Raw genomic sequence first — 17,434 nt, forward strand, 5'->3', positions numbered from 1 at the left:
ACATGAACTTACATGAATATCAGGCAAAACAACTTTTTGCCCGCTATGGCTTACCAGCACCGGTGGGTTATGCCTGTACTACTCCGCGCGAAGCAGAAGAAGCCGCTTCAAAAATCGGTGCCGGCCCGTGGGTAGTGAAATGTCAGGTTCACGCTGGTGGCCGCGGTAAAGCGGGCGGTGTGAAAGTTGTAAACAGCAAAGAAGACATCCGTGCTTTTGCAGAAAACTGGCTCGGCAAGCGTCTGGTAACGTATCAAACAGATGCCAATGGCCAACCGGTTAACCAGATTCTGGTTGAAGCAGCGACCGATATCGCTAAAGAGCTGTATCTCGGTGCCGTTGTAGACCGTAGTTCCCGTCGCGTGGTCTTTATGGCCTCCACCGAAGGCGGCGTGGAAATCGAAAAAGTGGCGGAAGAAACTCCGCACCTGATCCATAAAGTTGCGCTTGATCCGCTGACAGGCCCGATGCCGTATCAGGGACGCGAGCTGGCGTTCAAACTGGGTCTGGAAGGTAAACTGGTTCAGCAGTTCACCAAAATCTTCATGGGCCTGGCGACCATTTTCCTGGAGCGCGACCTGGCGTTGATCGAAATCAACCCGCTGGTCATCACCAAACAGGGCGATCTGATTTGCCTCGACGGCAAACTGGGCGCTGACGGCAACGCACTGTTCCGCCAGCCTGATCTGCGCGAAATGCGTGACCAGTCGCAGGAAGATCCGCGTGAAGCACAGGCTGCACAGTGGGAACTGAACTACGTTGCGCTGGACGGTAACATCGGTTGTATGGTTAACGGCGCAGGTCTGGCGATGGGTACGATGGACATCGTTAAACTGCACGGCGGCGAACCGGCTAACTTCCTTGACGTTGGCGGCGGCGCAACCAAAGAACGTGTAACCGAAGCGTTCAAAATCATCCTCTCTGACGACAAAGTGAAAGCCGTTCTGGTTAACATCTTCGGCGGTATCGTTCGTTGCGACCTGATCGCTGACGGTATCATCGGCGCGGTAGCAGAAGTGGGTGTTAACGTACCGGTCGTGGTACGTCTGGAAGGTAACAACGCCGAACTCGGCGCGAAGAAACTGGCTGACAGCGGCCTGAATATTATTGCAGCAAAAGGTCTGACGGATGCAGCTCAGCAGGTTGTTGCCGCAGTGGAGGGGAAATAATGTCCATTTTAATTGATAAAAACACCAAGGTTATCTGCCAGGGCTTTACTGGTAGCCAGGGGACTTTCCACTCAGAACAGGCCATTGCATACGGCACTAAAATGGTTGGCGGCGTAACCCCAGGTAAAGGCGGTACTACCCACCTCGGCCTGCCGGTGTTCAACACCGTGCGTGAAGCTGTTGCTGCTACTGGCGCTACCGCTTCTGTTATCTACGTACCAGCACCGTTCTGCAAAGACTCCATTCTGGAAGCTATTGATGCAGGCATCAAACTGATTATCACCATCACTGAAGGCATCCCGACGCTGGATATGCTGACTGTGAAAGTGAAACTGGACGAAGCCGGCGTTCGTATGATCGGCCCGAACTGCCCGGGCGTTATCACTCCGGGTGAATGCAAAATCGGTATCCAGCCGGGTCACATTCACAAACCGGGTAAAGTGGGTATCGTTTCCCGTTCCGGTACACTGACCTATGAAGCGGTTAAACAGACCACGGATTACGGTTTCGGTCAGTCGACCTGTGTTGGTATCGGCGGTGACCCGATCCCTGGCTCTAACTTTATCGACATTCTCGAAATGTTCGAAAAAGATCCGCAGACCGAAGCGATCGTAATGATCGGTGAGATCGGCGGTAGCGCTGAAGAAGAAGCGGCAGCGTACATCAAAGAGCATGTTACCAAGCCAGTTGTGGGTTACATCGCTGGTGTGACTGCGCCGAAAGGCAAACGTATGGGCCACGCGGGTGCCATCATTGCCGGTGGGAAAGGGACTGCGGATGAGAAATTCGCTGCTCTGGAAGCCGCAGGCGTGAAAACCGTTCGCAGCCTGGCGGATATCGGTGAAGCACTGAAAACTGTTCTGAAATAAATATCTGTAATAAGAAATAGCCCTCGCCGCTTCCCTCTACAGGAATGGCGAAGGGCTGTCGGTTTCGACATGGTTGGCCATCGTATGATGGCCTTTTTTGTGCTTATCGCGATGATTTTCGTTGCGCTATCAGGGTAAATTTATAGTCATCGGTATTAAAAGCGTTGCGGCTATATTCAAACACCCGACCATCAACTAAATATCCACGCGATACTTTTTCAAGAATCGGCTTTGTCTGGCTGATATTAAGCAGACGGCTCATCTCTTCGGTTGGCATCAGAGGAATGATTTCCTGTTCGCTACGATCGATAACCATTTTCTTCACTTCTTCAATAAAGTGATATTTTGAATTTTCCATGACCTGCCAGGTGAGATCCGGGAACAACGCAAGCGGCATCCAGGTTTCTTCCAGCGCCATTGGCTTTTGCTTGCGATAGCGCACGCGCTTCACATGCCACACACGATCCTGCGCGGTGATTTGTAGCTGTTGCTGAAGAAAATCGTCAGCCGGAATCACTTCAAATATCAGGACTTCACTGTGTGTATCGACGTGACGGTCCGACAGTTTTTCATCAAAACTGGTTAACTGAAAAATATCGTAATTGACCCGCTCTTCTTTGACGTAAGTCCCGCTGCCCTGAATGCTTTCGAGGATCTGTTGCTCGACTAACTGGCGCAAAGCCTGACGCACCGTAACCCGGCTGACGCCAAACTCTGTTTGTAATGCCGATTCGGTAGGTAACGCATCGCCAGGTTTAAGCTCGCCACGCGCAATTTGTTCACGAATGCGATCGGCAATCTGCCGGTATAAGGGCTTGTGTCCCATTTTTAGTATCTCATTAATACGAATTTAGCCATTATGCCCGATAAATTCATCCTGTAAATAATACAAATACAATACAAATAATTTCAATCAAGTGAAATTGATCACATAATGGTATTGTTTTATCGGGCACACTGGCGCGACTATAAAAATGATCAAGTGAGGATCATGATGAATCTGACGACTCTGACCCACCGCGATGCGTTGTGTCTGAATGCGCGCTTTACCAGCCGTGAAGAGGCCATCCACGCGTTGACTCAACGTCTTGCTGCTCTGGGGAAAATTTCCAGTACTGAGCAATTTCTGGAAGAAGTGTATCGCCGTGAAAGCCTTGGCCCGACCGCCTTAGGTGAAGGGTTGGCTGTGCCGCATGGCAAAACTGCTGCGGTAAAAGAAGCGGCGTTTGCGGTCGCCACACTCAGCGAGCCGCTTCAGTGGGAAGGCGTTGATGGCCCGGAAGCGGTTGATTTAGTGGTGCTGCTGGCGATTCCCCCCAATGAAGCGGGTACTACGCATATGCAACTGCTGACAGCGCTGACCACGCGCCTGGCGGATGATGAGATTCGGGCGCGTATACAGTCGGCGACGACGCCTGATGAGTTGCTCTCGGCGCTGGATGACAAGGGAGGCACGCAACCTTCTGCCTCTTTTTCCAACGCGCCAACTATCGTCTGCGTAACGGCCTGTCCGGCGGGTATTGCTCACACCTATATGGCTGCGGAATATCTGGAAAAAGCCGGACGCAAACTCGGCGTAAATGTTTACGTTGAAAAACAAGGCGCTAACGGCATTGAAGGGCGTTTAACGGCGGATCAACTCAATAGTGCAACCGCCTGTATTTTTGCGGCTGAAGTCGCCATCAAGGAGAGTGAGCGTTTTAATGGCATTCCCGCGCTTTCAGTGCCTGTTGCCGAGCCGATTCGCCATGCAGAAGCGTTGATCCAACAAGCGCTTACCCTCAAGCGTAGCGATGAGACGCGTACCGTACAGCAAGATACGCAACCGGTGAAAAGTGTCAAAACGGAGCTGAAACAGGCACTGTTGAGCGGAATCTCTTTTGCCGTACCGTTGATTGTCGCGGGGGGCACGGTGCTGGCGGTCGCGGTATTACTGTCGCAAATCTTCGGGCTACAAGATCTGTTTAATGAAGAAAACTCCTGGCTGTGGATGTACCGCAAGCTGGGCGGCGGGCTGCTCGGAATTTTGATGGTACCGGTGCTCGCGGCCTATACCGCCTATTCTCTGGCAGATAAACCGGCGTTAGCGCCAGGCTTTGCGGCTGGACTTGCCGCCAACATGATCGGCTCCGGGTTTCTCGGCGCGGTCGTTGGCGGATTGATAGCCGGTTACTTGATGCGCTGGGTGAAAAATCACTTGCGTCTTAGCAGTAAATTCAATGGATTCCTGACTTTTTATCTCTACCCGGTGCTCGGTACGTTGGGAGCGGGCAGTCTGATGCTGTTTGTGGTGGGAGAACCTGTCGCCTGGATCAATAACTCGCTTACCGCCTGGCTGAACGGTCTGTCAGGAAGTAACGCGCTGTTGCTGGGTGCCATTCTCGGTTTTATGTGTTCCTTTGACCTTGGAGGGCCAGTGAACAAAGCCGCTTATGCATTCTGCCTGGGCGCAATGGCGAACGGCGTTTACGGCCCGTATGCCATTTTCGCCTCCGTCAAAATGGTTTCGGCATTTACCGTAACCGCTTCCACGATGCTCGCACCGCGCCTGTTTAAAGAGTTTGAAATTGAGACCGGGAAATCCACCTGGCTGTTAGGGCTGGCAGGTATTACCGAAGGGGCGATCCCGATGGCGATTGAAGATCCGCTGCGGGTTATTGGTTCGTTTGTGCTGGGCTCTATGGTAACGGGCGCTATTGTCGGTGCGATGAATATCGGCCTTTCGACACCCGGTGCCGGCATTTTCTCGCTCTTTTTACTTCATGATAATGGCGCGGGCGGTGTTATGGCGGCAATTGGCTGGTTTGGTGCGGCATTGGTGGGGGCTGCAATCTCGACTGCAATTCTCCTGATCTGGCGGCGTCACGCGGTTAAGCATGGCAACTATCTGACTGATGGCGTAATGCCATAAACAAAAAGGAAACGACGATGAAAGCGGTATCTCGCGTTCACATCACCCCGCATATGCATTGGGATCGGGAGTGGTATTTCACCACCGAAGAGTCACGCATTCTGCTGGTCAATAATATGGAAGAGATCCTGTGCCGACTGGAACAGGACAACGAATACAAATATTACGTACTCGACGGGCAAACGGCGATCCTCGAAGATTATTTCGCGGTGAAACCGGAAAACAAAGACCGCGTGAAGAAACAGGTAGAAGCCGGCAAGTTGATTATCGGCCCCTGGTATACCCAGACCGATACCACGATTGTTTCTGCGGAATCCATCGTCCGTAATCTGATGTACGGAATGCGTGACTGCCTCGCGTTTGGCGAGCCGATGAAAATAGGTTATTTACCAGATTCCTTTGGCATGTCCGGGCAACTGCCGCATATCTACAATGGATTTGGCATTACCCGCACCATGTTCTGGCGCGGATGTTCGGAGCGCCACGGTACTGATAAAACCGAGTTTTTGTGGCAAAGCAGTGACGGTAGCGAAGTGACGGCGCAGGTGCTGCCGCTGGGCTACGCCATCGGTAAGTACTTACCTGCCGACGAAAACGGATTACGTAAACGCCTCGACAGTTATTTTGACGTGCTGGAAAAAGCGTCTGTAACCAAAGAGATTTTGCTGCCGAATGGGCATGACCAGATGCCATTGCAGCAAAATATCTTCGAAGTGATGGATAAGCTACGTGAGATCTACCCTCAACGTAAGTTTGTGATGAGCCGCTTTGAAGAGGTATTTGAGAAGATCGAAGCGCAGCGTGAAAGTCTGGCCACCCTGAAAGGTGAATTTATCGATGGCAAATATATGCGCGTACATCGCACCATCGGTTCCACGCGCATGGATATCAAAATTGCCCACGCACGTATTGAAAATAAGATTGTTAATCTGCTGGAACCGCTGGCAACGCTGGCCTGGACGTTGGGTTTTGAATACCACCACGGCTTTCTGGAGAAAATGTGGAAAGAGATCTTAAAAAATCATGCCCACGACAGTATCGGTTGTTGTTGCAGTGACAAAGTTCATCGCGAAATTGTCGCCCGCTTCGAACTGGCTGAAGACATGGCGGATAATCTGCTGCGTTTCTACATGCGCAAAATTGCCGATAACATGCCACAGAGTGATGCCGACAAACTCGTGCTGTTTAACCTGATGCCCTGGCCGCGGGAAGAAGTTATTAACACCACTGTGCGGCTGCGCGCCAGCCAGTTTAATCTACGAGACGATCGCGGTCAGCCTGTACCGTATTTTATTCGCCATGCCCGTGAGATCGATCCAGGCCTAATCGATCGGCAAATAGTTCATTACGGTAATTACGATCCCTTTATGGAGTTTGATATACAGATCAACCAGATTGTCCCTTCTATGGGCTATCGCACGCTTTATATCGAAGCGAATCAGCCTGGCAACGTGATTGCGGCAAAAAGTGACGCTGAAGGGATACTGGAAAATGCTTTCTGGCAAATTGCGCTCAATGAGGATGGAACGCTACAACTGGTAGATAAAGATAGCGGTGTGCGCTATGACCGGGTGTTGCAAATTGAAGAAAGCTCTGATGATGGTGATGAATATGACTATTCACCCGCAAAAGAAGAGTGGGTAATGACTTCTGCAACAGCGAAACCGCAATGCGAGATTACTCATGAGGCCTGGCAGAGCAGGGCTGTTATCCGCTATGACATGGCGGTGCCGCTCAATTTGTTGGAACGAAGCGTCCGGCAATCCACGGGCAGAGTAGGGGTGGAGATGGTTGTCACTCTGAGTCATAACAGCAGACGTATTGATGTGGATATCAACCTTGATAACCAGGCTGACGATCATCGCCTTCGCGTCCTGATCCCTACATCTTTTAACACCGATAGTGTTCTGGCAGATACCCAGTTTGGTTCGCTAACGCGCCCCGTGAACGACAGTGCAATGAACAACTGGCAGCAAGAAGGCTGGAAAGAAGCGCCGGTTCCGGTATGGAATATGCTCAACTATGCAGCCTTACAGGAAGGGCGTAACGGCATGGCTGTCTTTAGCGAAGGGCTACGTGAATTTGAAGTCATCGGTGAAGAGAAGAAAACCTTTGCCATTACGTTGCTGCGTGGCGTGGGCTTACTGGGCAAAGAAGATCTGTTTTTAAGGCCTGGGCGGCCTTCGGGAATTAAAATGCCAGTCCCGGACTCACAACTACGTGGTCTGCTTTCTTGTCGCCTAAGTTTATTGAGTTATACCGGTACGCCAACCGCCGCTGGTGTAGCTCAGCAGGCGCGAGCATGGCTGACTCCAGTACAGTGTTACAACAAAATCCCATGGGATGCGATGAAGCTCAACAAAGCCGGATTCAACGTGCCGGAAAGTTATAGTTTGTTGAAAATGCCCCCAGTGGGATGCCTGATAAGCGCACTTAAGAAAGCTGAAGACCGACAAGAAGTGATTTTACGGCTGTTTAATCCGGCTGAATCAGCAACCTGTGATGCGACTGTTGCTTTCAGTCGCGAGGTGATTTCTTGCTCAGAAACGATGATGGATGAACACATTACCACCGAGGAAAATCAAGGTTCAAATCTATCGGGGCCTTTTTTACCCGGCCAGTCACGGACGTTCAGTTACCGGCTTGCCTGAATAGCAATCAAACCGAAGCCACATATGCGCGGCCAGATTGTTGACAAAGGGCGCTTTGTTCATGCCGGATACGGCATGAACGCTTTATTCGGTCTACAAAAGCAGGCAAATTCAATATATTGCAGAGATGATGTAGACACTGGCAAGCGTAGCGCATCAGGTAATTTTGCGTTTATCTTCACTCTCAAGCCACGTATATGTGGCTTTATTTTTAACAAAATAATAACCCTGGGTGAGTTAATTATAATATAATTATAAGTTAATTAAATGTTAATATCAGCGGGGTGGATTTATGCCTTTATTAGTAATCCTGAAACTCTGCGTCGTATTAGCCAGTGACCAAAAAAAGAATTAAGGTCAACCGTGCTGTTTTTGCTTCGTCTCTTTTTATCTTTAATTGCCAACCGAAACTAATTTCAGCCTTATAACTCACACATTTTAAACATAAATGTCACTAAAGTTACCTTATTGAAACATGATTAACATAATTTGTAGGAATTGATATTTATCAATGTATAAGTCTTGGAAATGGGCATCAAAAAGAGATAAATTGTTCTCGATCAAATTGGCTGAAAGACGGTAATTTAGCTATAAATTGATCACCGTCGAAAAATGCAAATTTGCTTCAACAAAAACCTGTTTATTGTAAGGATTTTGCGGCGTAATATATACGTGGGATCAATTTGAGTTTTTATTAACATGTTTGCAACCTTTCTTTACGCCGTTTTTGTGTGCATTCACATGGTATGATGAAAGTGTTCAAACAAATTTCTATTGGGGCATGCGTGTGACCCTTTCTAACGGGGTTCACTCTCGGAGTCTTCATGCGATGAGCAAGGAGTCATGATGTTAGATATAGTCGAACTGTCGCGCTTACAGTTTGCCTTGACCGCGATGTACCACTTCCTTTTTGTGCCACTGACGCTCGGTATGGCGTTCCTGCTGGCCATTATGGAAACGGTCTACGTCCTCTCCGGCAAACAGATTTATAAAGATATGACCAAGTTCTGGGGCAAGTTGTTTGGTATCAACTTCGCTCTGGGTGTGGCTACCGGTCTGACCATGGAGTTCCAGTTCGGGACTAACTGGTCTTACTATTCCCACTATGTAGGGGATATCTTCGGTGCGCCGCTGGCAATCGAAGGTCTGATGGCCTTCTTCCTCGAATCCACCTTTGTAGGTCTGTTCTTCTTCGGTTGGGATCGTCTGGGTAAAGTTCAGCATATGTGTGTCACCTGGCTGGTGGCGCTCGGTTCAAACCTGTCCGCACTGTGGATTCTGGTTGCGAACGGCTGGATGCAAAACCCAATCGCGTCCGATTTCAACTTTGAAACTATGCGTATGGAGATGGTGAGCTTCTCCGAGCTGGTGCTTAACCCGGTTGCTCAGGTGAAATTCGTTCACACTGTAGCGTCTGGTTATGTGACTGGCGCGATGTTCATCCTCGGTATCAGCGCATGGTATATGCTGAAAGGTCGTGACTTCGCCTTCGCTAAACGCTCCTTTGCTATCGCTGCCAGCTTCGGTATGGCTGCTGTTCTGTCTGTTATTGTTCTGGGTGATGAATCCGGCTACGAAATGGGCGACGTGCAGAAAACCAAACTGGCTGCTATTGAAGCCGAGTGGGAAACGCAACCTGCGCCTGCTGCCTTTACTCTGTTCGGCATTCCTGATCAGGAAGAGGAGACGAACAAATTTGCGATTCAGATCCCTTACGCACTGGGCATCATTGCAACGCGTTCCGTGGATACCCCGGTTATCGGCCTGAAAGAGCTGATGGTGCAGCATGAAGAACGCATTCGTAACGGGATGAAGGCGTACTCTCTGCTCGAACAACTGCGTTCTGGTTCTACCGACCAGGCGGTTCGTGACCAGTTCAATAGCATGAAGAAAGACCTCGGTTACGGTCTGCTGCTGAAACGCTATACGCCAAACGTGGCTGATGCGACTGAAGCGCAGATTCAACAGGCAACCAAAGACTCCATCCCGCGTGTAGCGCCGCTGTACTTTGCGTTCCGTATCATGGTGGCGTGTGGCTTCCTGCTGCTGGCAATCATCGCGCTCTCTTTCTGGAGTGTCATCCGCAACCGCATTGGCGAGAAAAAATGGCTTCTGCGCGCCGCGCTGTACGGTATTCCGCTGCCGTGGATTGCTGTAGAAGCGGGCTGGTTCGTGGCTGAATATGGCCGCCAACCGTGGGCTATCGGTGAAGTGCTGCCGACAGCTGTGGCGAACTCGTCACTGACCGCAGGCGATCTCATCTTCTCAATGGTGCTGATTTGCGGCCTGTATACCCTGTTCCTGGTGGCAGAATTGTTCTTAATGTTCAAATTTGCACGCCTCGGCCCAAGCAGCCTGAAAACCGGTCGCTATCACTTTGAGCAGTCTTCCACGACTACTCAGCCGGCACGCTAAGACAGGAGTCGTCAAATGATCGATTATGAAGTATTGCGTTTTATCTGGTGGCTGCTGGTTGGCGTTCTGCTGATTGGTTTTGCAGTCACTGACGGTTTCGACATGGGGGTGGGCATGCTCACCCGTTTCCTCGGTCGTAACGACACCGAGCGTCGAATTATGATTAACTCCATTGCACCACACTGGGACGGTAACCAGGTTTGGCTGATCACCGCGGGCGGCGCACTCTTTGCTGCCTGGCCGATGGTCTATGCCGCTGCGTTCTCCGGCTTCTATGTGGCGATGATCCTCGTGCTGGCGTCTTTGTTCTTCCGTCCGGTCGGTTTTGACTACCGCTCCAAGATTGAAGAAACCCGCTGGCGTAACATGTGGGACTGGGGCATCTTCATTGGTAGCTTCGTTCCGCCGCTGGTAATTGGTGTAGCGTTCGGTAACCTGTTGCAGGGCGTACCGTTCAACGTTGATGAATATCTGCGTCTGTACTACACCGGTAACTTCTTCCAGTTGCTTAACCCGTTCGGCCTGCTGGCAGGCGTGGTGAGCGTAGGGATGATCATTACTCAGGGCGCAACCTATCTGCAAATGCGTACCGTGGGCGAACTGCACCTGCGTACCCGTGCAACGGCTCAGGTGGCTGCGCTGGTGACACTGGTCTGTTTCGCACTGGCTGGCGTATGGGTGATGTACGGTATCGATGGTTATGTCGTGAAATCGACAATGGACCATTACGCAGCCTCTAACCCACTGAATAAAGAAGTGGTTCGTGAAGCTGGCGCATGGCTGGTTAACTTCAACAACACGCCAATTCTGTGGGCTATTCCGGCGCTGGGTGTGGTTCTGCCGCTGCTGACCATCCTGACTGCACGTATGGATAAAGCCGCGTGGGCGTTTGTGTTCTCCTCCCTGACGCTGGCCTGCATCATCCTGACAGCCGGTATCGCAATGTTCCCGTTTGTGATGCCATCCAGCACCATGATGAACGCAAGTCTGACAATGTGGGATGCAACTTCCAGCCAGCTGACGCTTAACGTCATGACCTGGGTTGCGGTGGTTCTGGTACCGATCATTCTGCTCTACACCGCCTGGTGTTACTGGAAAATGTTCGGTCGTATCACCAAAGAAGATATTGAACGTAACACCCACTCTCTGTACTAAGTAAGGAGCTAAAAATGTGGTATTTCGCATGGATTCTGGGAACGCTTCTTGCCTGTTCGTTTGGGGTAATCACCGCGCTGGCGCTTGAACACGTCGAATCAGGCAAAGCCGGTCAAGAAGACATCTGATGAGTAAGATTATCGCGACTTTGTATGCGGTAATGGACAAGCGCCCCCTGCGGGCGCTTTCCTTCGTGATGGCGCTTCTGTTAGCAGGATGTATGTTTTGGGACCCATCTCGTTTTGCCGCGAAGACCAGTGAACTGGAAATCTGGCATGGTTTATTGCTGATGTGGGCCGTCTGTGCTGGTGTGATTCACGGCGTGGGCTTTCGTCCGCAGAAGGTTCTTTGGCAAGGGATTTTTTGCCCATTGCTTGCCGATATTGTTCTCATTGTCGGGCTGATTTTCTTCTTCTTTTAAATCAGAATTCTCTTTAAAAAATTATGGGCCGCTCCAGGCCCATAAATTTTTACGCTCCCTTAACTTGCCCTCATTCCCAAACCTCAATCGCGCGCGTATAGTAGCAGCGTTTAAAAGCTCTAACTTTTGTTGCATTACCGGGATGTAAAGTGAATACAACGCTGTTTCGATGGCCGGTTCGCGTCTACTATGAAGATACCGATGCCGGTGGTGTGGTGTACCACGCCAGTTACGTCGCTTTTTATGAAAGAGCACGCACAGAGATGCTGCGTCATCATCACTTCAGTCAGCAGGCGCTGATGGCTGAACGCGTTGCCTTTGTGGTACGTAAAATGACGGTGGAATATTACGCACCTGCGCGGCTCGACGATATGCTCGAAATACAGACTGAAATAACATCAATGCGTGGCACCTCTTTGGTTTTCACGCAACGTATTGTCAACGCCGAGAATACTTTGCTGAATGAAGCAGAGGTTCTGGTTGTTTGCGTTGACCCACTCAAAATGAAGCCTCGTGCGCTTCCCAAGTCTATTGTCGCGGAGTTTAAGCAGTGACTGACATGAATATCCTTGATTTGTTCCTGAAGGCTAGCCTTCTGGTTAAACTTATCATGTTGATTTTGATTGGTTTTTCAATCGCATCTTGGGCCATTATTATCCAGCGGACCCGTATTCTTAACGCAGCGGCGCGCGAAGCCGAAGCGTTTGAAGATAAATTCTGGTCTGGAATCGAACTCTCTCGCCTCTATCAAGAGAGCCAGGGGAAACGGGATAATCTGACTGGTTCGGAACAAATCTTTTACAGCGGGTTCAAAGAGTTTGTGCGCCTGCATCGTGCCAATAGCCATGCGCCGGAAGCCGTAGTGGAAGGGGCGTCGCGTGCTATGCGTATCTCCATGAACCGTGAACTTGAAAATCTGGAAACGCACATTCCGTTCCTCGGTACGGTTGGCTCCATCAGCCCGTATATTGGTCTGTTTGGTACGGTCTGGGGGATCATGCACGCCTTTATCGCCCTCGGGGCGGTAAAACAAGCAACACTGCAAATGGTTGCGCCCGGTATCGCAGAAGCGTTGATTGCGACTGCAATTGGTCTGTTCGCCGCAATTCCGGCGGTAATGGCTTATAACCGCCTCAACCAGCGCGTAAACAAACTGGAACTGAATTACGACAACTTTATGGAAGAGTTTACCGCGATTCTGCACCGCCAGGCGTTTACCGTTAGCGAGAGCAACAAGGGGTAAGCCATGGCCAGAGCGCGTGGACGAGGTCGTCGCGATCTCAAGTCCGAAATCAACATTGTACCGTTGCTGGACGTACTGCTGGTGCTGTTGCTGATCTTTATGGCGACAGCGCCCATCATCACCCAGAGCGTGGAGGTCGATCTGCCAGACGCTACTGAATCACAGGCGGTGAGCAGTAACGATAATCCGCCAGTGATTGTTGAAGTGTCTGGTATTGGTCAGTACACCGTGGTGGTTGAGAAAGATCGCCTGGAGCGTTTACCACCAGAGCAGGTGGTGGCGGAAGTGTCCAGCCGTTTCAAGGCCAACCCGAAAACGGTCTTTCTGATCGGTGGCGCAAAAGATGTGCCTTACGATGAAATAATTAAAGCACTGAACTTGTTACATAGTGCGGGTGTGAAATCGGTTGGTTTAATGACGCAGCCTATCTAAACATCTGCGTTTCCCTTGCTTGAAAGAGAGCGGGTAACAGGCGAACAGTTTTTGGAAACCGAGAGTGTCAAAGGCAACCGAACAAAACGACAAGCTCAAGCGGGCGATAATTATTTCAGCAGTGCTGCATGTCATCTTATTTGCGGCGCTGATCTGGAGTTCGTTCGATGAGAATATAGAAGCTTCAGCCGGAGGCGGCGGTGGTTCGTCCATCGACGCTGTCATGGTTGATTCAGGTGCGGTAGTTGAGCAGTACAAACGCATGCAAAGCCAGGAATCAAGCGCGAAGCGTTCTGATGAACAGCGCAAGATGAAGGAACAGCAGGCTGCTGAAGAACTGCGTGAGAAACAAGCGGCTGAACAGGAACGCCTGAAGCAACTTGAGAAAGAGCGGTTAGCGGCTCAGGAGCAGAAAAAGCAGGCTGAAGAAGCCGCAAAACAGGCCGAGTTAAAGCAGAAGCAAGCTGAAGAGGCGGCAGCGAAAGCGGCGGCAGATGCTAAAGCGAAGGCCGAAGCAGATGCTAAAGCTGCGGAAGAAGCAGCGAAGAAAGCGGCTGCAGACGCAAAGAAAAAAGCAGAAGCAGAAGCCGCCAAAGCCGCAGCCGAAGCGCAGAAAAAAGCCGAGGCAGCCGCTGCGGCACTGAAGAAGAAAGCGGAAGCGGCAGAAGCAGCTGCAGCTGAAGCAAGAAAGAAAGCGGCAACTGAAGCTGCTGAAAAAGCCAAAGCAGAAGCTGAGAAGAAAGCGGCTGCTGAAAAGGCTGCAGCTGATAAGAAAGCGGCAGCAGAGAAAGCTGCAGCCGACAAAAAAGCAGCAGAAAAAGCGGCTGCTGAAAAGGCAGCAGCTGATAAGAAAGCAGCGGCAGAAAAAGCCGCCGCAGACAAAAAAGCGGCAGCGGCAAAAGCTGCAGCTGAAAAAGCCGCTGCAGCAAAAGCGGCCGCAGAGGCAGATGATATTTTCGGTGAGCTAAGCTCTGGTAAGAATGCACCGAAAACGGGGGGAGGGGCGAAAGGGAACAATGCTTCGCCTGCCGGGAGTGGTAATACTAAAAACAATGGCGCATCAGGGGCCGATATCAATAACTATGCCGGGCAGATTAAATCTGCTATCGAAAGTAAGTTCTATGACGCATCGTCCTATGCAGGCAAAACCTGTACGCTGCGCATAAAACTGGCACCCGATGGTATGTTACTGGATATCAAACCTGAAGGTGGCGATCCCGCACTTTGTCAGGCTGCGTTGGCAGCAGCTAAACTTGCGAAGATCCCGAAACCACCAAGCCAGGCAGTATATGAAGTGTTCAAAAACGCGCCATTGGACTTCAAACCGTAATCGCGATGTTGACTGTTCGGACGGTCAACATCAGGCACCGGTTGCCACGGGGTTCTGGTAGTTTTGTGTATTTTAGTTTGTTAACATTCTGCTAAATTATCGTGGGCCATCGGTCCAGATAAGGGAGATATGATGAAGCAGGCATTACGAGTAGCATTTGGTTTTCTCATACTGTGGGCATCAGTTCTGCATGCTGAAGTCCGCATTGTGATCGACAGCGGTGTAGATTCCGGTCGTCCTATTGGTGTTGTTCCTTTCCAGTGGGCGGGGCCTGGTGCGGCACCTGAAGATATTGGCGGCATCGTTGCTGCTGACTTGCGTAACAGCGGTAAATTTAATCCGTTAGATCGCGCTCGTCTGCCACAGCAGCCGGGTAGTGCGCAGGAAGTACAACCAGCTGCATGGTCCGCACTGGGCATTGACGCTGTAGTTGTCGGTCAGGTCACTCCGAATCCGGATGGTTCTTACAATGTTGCTTATCAACTTGTTGACACTGGCGGCGCACCGGGTACTGTACTTGCTCAGAACTCGTACAAAGTGAACAAGCAGTGGCTGCGTTATGCTGGTCATACCGCCAGTGATGAAGTGTTTGAAAAACTGACCGGCATTAAAGGTGCGTTCCGTACTCGTATTGCCTACGTTGTTCAGACCAACGGCGGTCAGTTCCCGTATGAACTGCGCGTATCTGACTATGACGGTTACAACCAGTTTGTCGTTCACCGTTCACCGCAGCCGCTGATGTCTCCGGCGTGGTCACCAGACGGTTCTAAACTGGCTTATGTGACCTTCGAAAGCGGTCGTTCCGCGCTGGTTATTCAGACGCTGGCAAATGGCGCTGTACGTCAGGTGGCTTCATTCCCGCGTCACAACGGTGCACCTGCATTCTCGCCAGACGGCAGCAAACTGGCATTCGCCTTGTCGAAAACCGGTAGTCTGAACCTGTACGTAATGGATTTGGCTTCTGGTCAGATCCGCCAGGTGACTGATGGTCGCAGTAACAATACCGAACCGACCTGGTTCCCGGATAGCCAGAACCTGGCATTTACTTCTGACCAGGCCGGTCGTCCGCAGGTTTATAAAGTGAATATCAACGGCGGTGCGCCACAACGTATTACCTGGGAAGGTTCGCAGAACCAGGATGCGGATGTCAGCAGCGACGGTAAATTTATGGTAATGGTCAGCTCCAATGGTGGGCAGCAGCACATTGCCAAACAAGATCTGGCAACGGGAGGCGTACAAGTTCTGTCGTCCACGTTCCTGGATGAAACGCCAAGTCTGGCACCTAACGGCACTATGGTAATCTACAGCTCTTCTCAGGGGATGGGATCCGTGCTGAATTTGGTTTCTACAGATGGGCGTTTCAAAGCGCGTCTTCCGGCAACTGATGGACAGGTCAAATTCCCTGCCTGGTCGCCGTATCTGTGATAATAATTAATTGAATAGTAAAGGAATCATTGAAATGCAACTGAACAAAGTGCTGAAAGGGCTGATGATTGCTCTGCCTGTTATGGCAATTGCGGCATGTTCTTCCAACAAGAACGCCAGCAATGACGGCAGCGAAGGCATGCTGGGTGCCGGCACTGGTATGGATGCGAACGGCGGCAACGGCAACATGTCTTCCGAAGAGCAGGCTCGTCTGCAAATGCAACAGCTGCAGCAGAACAACATCGTTTACTTCGATCTGGACAAGTACGATATCCGTTCTGACTTCGCTCAAATGCTGGATGCACATGCAAACTTCCTGCGTAGCAACCCGTCTTACAAAGTCACCGTAGAAGGTCACGCGGACGAACGTGGTACTCCGGAATACAACATCTCCCTGGGTGAACGTCGTGCGAACGCCGTTAAGATGTACCTGCAGGGTAAAGGCGTTTCTGCAGACCAGATCTCCATCGTTTCTTACGGTAAAGAAAAACCTGCAGTACTGGGTCATGACGAAGCGGCATACTCCAAAAACCGTCGTGCGGTACTGGTTTACTAAGAGAATTGCATGAGCAGTAACTTCAGACATCAACTATTGAGTCTGTCGTTACTGGTTGGTATAGCGGCCCCCTGGGCCGCTTTTGCTCAGGCACCAATCAGTAGTGTCGGCTCAGGCTCGGTCGAAGACCGCGTCACTCAACTTGAGCGTATTTCTAATGCTCACAGCCAGCTTTTAACCCAACTCCAGCAACAACTTTCTGATAATCAATCCGATATTGATTCCCTGCGTGGTCAGATTCAGGAAAATCAGTATCAACTGAATCAGGTCGTGGAGCGGCAAAAGCAGATCCTGTTGCAGATCGACAGCCTCAGCAGCGGTGGTGCAGCGGCGCAATCAACCAGCAGCGATCAAAGCGGTGCGGCGGCATCAACGACGCCGACAGCTGATGCTGGTACTGCGAATGCTGGCGCGCCGGTGAAAAGCGGCGATGCAAACACGGATTACAATGCAGCTATTGCGCTGGTGCAGGATAAATCCCGCCAGGATGACGCAATGGTGGCATTTCAGAATTTCATCAAAAATTACCCTGATTCAACTTACCTGCCAAACGCCAATTATTGGCTGGGTCAGTTAAACTACAACAAGGGTAAAAAAGATGATGCGGCGTACTATTTTGCTTCGGTAGTGAAAAACTATCCGAAGTCACCAAAGGCTGCTGATGCGATGTTTAAAGTCGGCGTCATCATGCAGGACAAAGGTGACACCGCAAAAGCGAAAGCCGTATACCAGCAGGTTATCAGTAAATACCCTGGTACTGATGGCGCTAAACAGGCACAAAAACGTCTGAACGCGATGTAATGCATAACACACGACCAGAAGTCGCATTATTTCTGGTCGTGTCGTGCGAATCATAA

The 17,434-nt window shown here is 50.7% G+C and carries 16 protein-coding genes; 15 read left to right on the forward strand and 1 reads right to left on the reverse strand.

Features of this window, described 5'->3' with window-relative positions; genetic code table 11:
• The first annotated feature begins 2 nt into the window (after positions 1 to 2).
• On the forward strand, positions 3 to 1,169 hold the full coding sequence (gene sucC / locus FTE26_RS06325; protein ID WP_001048602.1) for an ADP-forming succinate--CoA ligase subunit beta: 1,167 nt from the start codon (positions 3 to 5) through the stop codon (positions 1,167 to 1,169).
• Positions 1,169 to 2,038 carry a succinate--CoA ligase subunit alpha gene (gene sucD / locus FTE26_RS06330; protein WP_000025458.1) on the forward strand — a complete coding sequence of 290 codons (870 nt, stop codon included), beginning with the start codon at positions 1,169 to 1,171 and terminating at the stop codon, positions 2,036 to 2,038. The genes sucC and sucD overlap by 1 nt, the downstream gene beginning before the upstream one ends.
• 103 nt (positions 2,039 to 2,141) lie before the next feature.
• Here the strand turns inward: sucD and mngR are convergent, their stop codons facing one another.
• Positions 2,142 to 2,864, reverse strand: coding sequence for a mannosyl-D-glycerate transport/metabolism system transcriptional repressor MngR (gene mngR, locus FTE26_RS06335; RefSeq protein ID WP_000509899.1), 723 nt, complete (start codon positions 2,862 to 2,864; stop codon positions 2,142 to 2,144).
• 168 nt (positions 2,865 to 3,032) lie between these two features.
• Between mngR and mngA the strand changes: the two genes are divergently transcribed.
• From mngA to cpoB, 13 genes are all read left to right on the forward strand, one after another.
• Positions 3,033 to 4,949, forward strand: coding sequence for a PTS 2-O-a-mannosyl-D-glycerate transporter subunit IIABC (mngA, locus tag FTE26_RS06340; protein ID WP_001054863.1), 1,917 nt, complete (start codon positions 3,033 to 3,035; stop codon positions 4,947 to 4,949).
• A 17-nt stretch (positions 4,950 to 4,966) separates the two neighbouring features.
• Positions 4,967 to 7,600, forward strand: coding sequence for a mannosylglycerate hydrolase (gene mngB / locus FTE26_RS06345; protein WP_063611689.1), 2,634 nt, complete (start codon positions 4,967 to 4,969; stop codon positions 7,598 to 7,600).
• Between the two features lie 846 nt (positions 7,601 to 8,446).
• Positions 8,447 to 10,015 carry a cytochrome ubiquinol oxidase subunit I gene (gene cydA, locus FTE26_RS06350; RefSeq protein WP_000884361.1) on the forward strand — a complete coding sequence of 523 codons (1,569 nt, stop codon included), beginning with the start codon at positions 8,447 to 8,449 and terminating at the stop codon, positions 10,013 to 10,015.
• 15 nt (positions 10,016 to 10,030) lie between these two features.
• The gene (cydB, locus tag FTE26_RS06355; RefSeq protein WP_000568275.1) at positions 10,031 to 11,170 is read left to right on the forward strand and encodes a cytochrome d ubiquinol oxidase subunit II; all 1,140 of its coding nucleotides are present in this window, start codon (positions 10,031 to 10,033) and stop codon (positions 11,168 to 11,170) included.
• Positions 11,171 to 11,184: 14 nt separating this feature from the next.
• Positions 11,185 to 11,298, forward strand: a complete 114-nt coding sequence (gene cydX / locus FTE26_RS06360; RefSeq protein ID WP_000270282.1) for a cytochrome bd-I oxidase subunit CydX — start codon at positions 11,185 to 11,187, stop codon at positions 11,296 to 11,298.
• Positions 11,298 to 11,591, forward strand: coding sequence for a cyd operon protein YbgE (gene ybgE / locus FTE26_RS06365; protein ID WP_000034602.1), 294 nt, complete (start codon positions 11,298 to 11,300; stop codon positions 11,589 to 11,591). The genes cydX and ybgE overlap by 1 nt, the downstream gene beginning before the upstream one ends.
• 149 nt (positions 11,592 to 11,740) lie before the next feature.
• Positions 11,741 to 12,145, forward strand: a complete 405-nt coding sequence (gene ybgC, locus FTE26_RS06370) for a tol-pal system-associated acyl-CoA thioesterase (RefSeq protein ID WP_001098384.1) — start codon at positions 11,741 to 11,743, stop codon at positions 12,143 to 12,145.
• The gene (tolQ, locus tag FTE26_RS06375) at positions 12,142 to 12,834 is read left to right on the forward strand and encodes a Tol-Pal system protein TolQ (RefSeq protein WP_000131314.1); all 693 of its coding nucleotides are present in this window, start codon (positions 12,142 to 12,144) and stop codon (positions 12,832 to 12,834) included. Before ybgC ends, tolQ begins: the two co-directional genes overlap by 4 nt.
• A 3-nt stretch (positions 12,835 to 12,837) precedes the next feature.
• Positions 12,838 to 13,266 (forward strand): colicin uptake protein TolR, encoded by a 429-nt coding sequence (gene tolR, locus FTE26_RS06380; protein ID WP_000090097.1) that lies wholly within the window; start codon positions 12,838 to 12,840, stop codon positions 13,264 to 13,266.
• A 64-nt stretch (positions 13,267 to 13,330) separates the two neighbouring features.
• Positions 13,331 to 14,596: a cell envelope integrity protein TolA gene (tolA, locus tag FTE26_RS06385; protein ID WP_000030637.1), complete on the forward strand. Its 1,266-nt coding sequence runs from the start codon at positions 13,331 to 13,333 to the stop codon at positions 14,594 to 14,596.
• Between the two features lie 132 nt (positions 14,597 to 14,728).
• Positions 14,729 to 16,021: a Tol-Pal system beta propeller repeat protein TolB gene (gene tolB / locus FTE26_RS06390; protein WP_001295307.1), complete on the forward strand. Its 1,293-nt coding sequence runs from the start codon at positions 14,729 to 14,731 to the stop codon at positions 16,019 to 16,021.
• 34 nt (positions 16,022 to 16,055) lie between these two features.
• The gene (gene pal, locus FTE26_RS06395; RefSeq protein ID WP_001295306.1) at positions 16,056 to 16,577 is read left to right on the forward strand and encodes a peptidoglycan-associated lipoprotein Pal; all 522 of its coding nucleotides are present in this window, start codon (positions 16,056 to 16,058) and stop codon (positions 16,575 to 16,577) included.
• A 9-nt stretch (positions 16,578 to 16,586) separates the two neighbouring features.
• Positions 16,587 to 17,378, forward strand: coding sequence for a cell division protein CpoB (gene cpoB / locus FTE26_RS06400; protein ID WP_000097580.1), 792 nt, complete (start codon positions 16,587 to 16,589; stop codon positions 17,376 to 17,378).
• Positions 17,379 to 17,434 lie beyond the last annotated feature (56 nt).

It is taken from the genome of Escherichia sp. S10b, from assembly GCF_028421345.1.
In the GTDB taxonomy this organism is placed as follows: domain Bacteria; phylum Pseudomonadota; class Gammaproteobacteria; order Enterobacterales; family Enterobacteriaceae; genus ECMA0423.

Bases quoted from the DNA above. Each gene is read 5' to 3' on its own strand.
- tolR (WP_000090097.1), top strand. From the start codon at position 12,838: ATGGCCAGAGCGCGTGGACGAGGTCGTCGCGATCTCAAGTCCGAAATC.
- cydX (WP_000270282.1), top strand. From the start codon at position 11,185: ATGTGGTATTTCGCATGGATTCTGGGAACGCTTCTTGCCTGTTCGTTT.
- mngA (WP_001054863.1), top strand. From the start codon at position 3,033: ATGAATCTGACGACTCTGACCCACCGCGATGCGTTGTGTCTGAATGCG.
- mngR (WP_000509899.1), bottom strand. From the start codon at position 2,864: ATGGGACACAAGCCCTTATACCGGCAGATTGCCGATCGCATTCGTGAA.
- cydB (WP_000568275.1), top strand. From the start codon at position 10,031: ATGATCGATTATGAAGTATTGCGTTTTATCTGGTGGCTGCTGGTTGGC.
- ybgE (WP_000034602.1), top strand. From the start codon at position 11,298: ATGAGTAAGATTATCGCGACTTTGTATGCGGTAATGGACAAGCGCCCC.
- sucC (WP_001048602.1), top strand. From the start codon at position 3: ATGAACTTACATGAATATCAGGCAAAACAACTTTTTGCCCGCTATGGC.
- mngB (WP_063611689.1), top strand. From the start codon at position 4,967: ATGAAAGCGGTATCTCGCGTTCACATCACCCCGCATATGCATTGGGAT.
- cydA (WP_000884361.1), top strand. From the start codon at position 8,447: ATGTTAGATATAGTCGAACTGTCGCGCTTACAGTTTGCCTTGACCGCG.
- pal (WP_001295306.1), top strand. From the start codon at position 16,056: ATGCAACTGAACAAAGTGCTGAAAGGGCTGATGATTGCTCTGCCTGTT.
- sucD (WP_000025458.1), top strand. From the start codon at position 1,169: ATGTCCATTTTAATTGATAAAAACACCAAGGTTATCTGCCAGGGCTTT.
- tolB (WP_001295307.1), top strand. From the start codon at position 14,729: ATGAAGCAGGCATTACGAGTAGCATTTGGTTTTCTCATACTGTGGGCA.
- cpoB (WP_000097580.1), top strand. From the start codon at position 16,587: ATGAGCAGTAACTTCAGACATCAACTATTGAGTCTGTCGTTACTGGTT.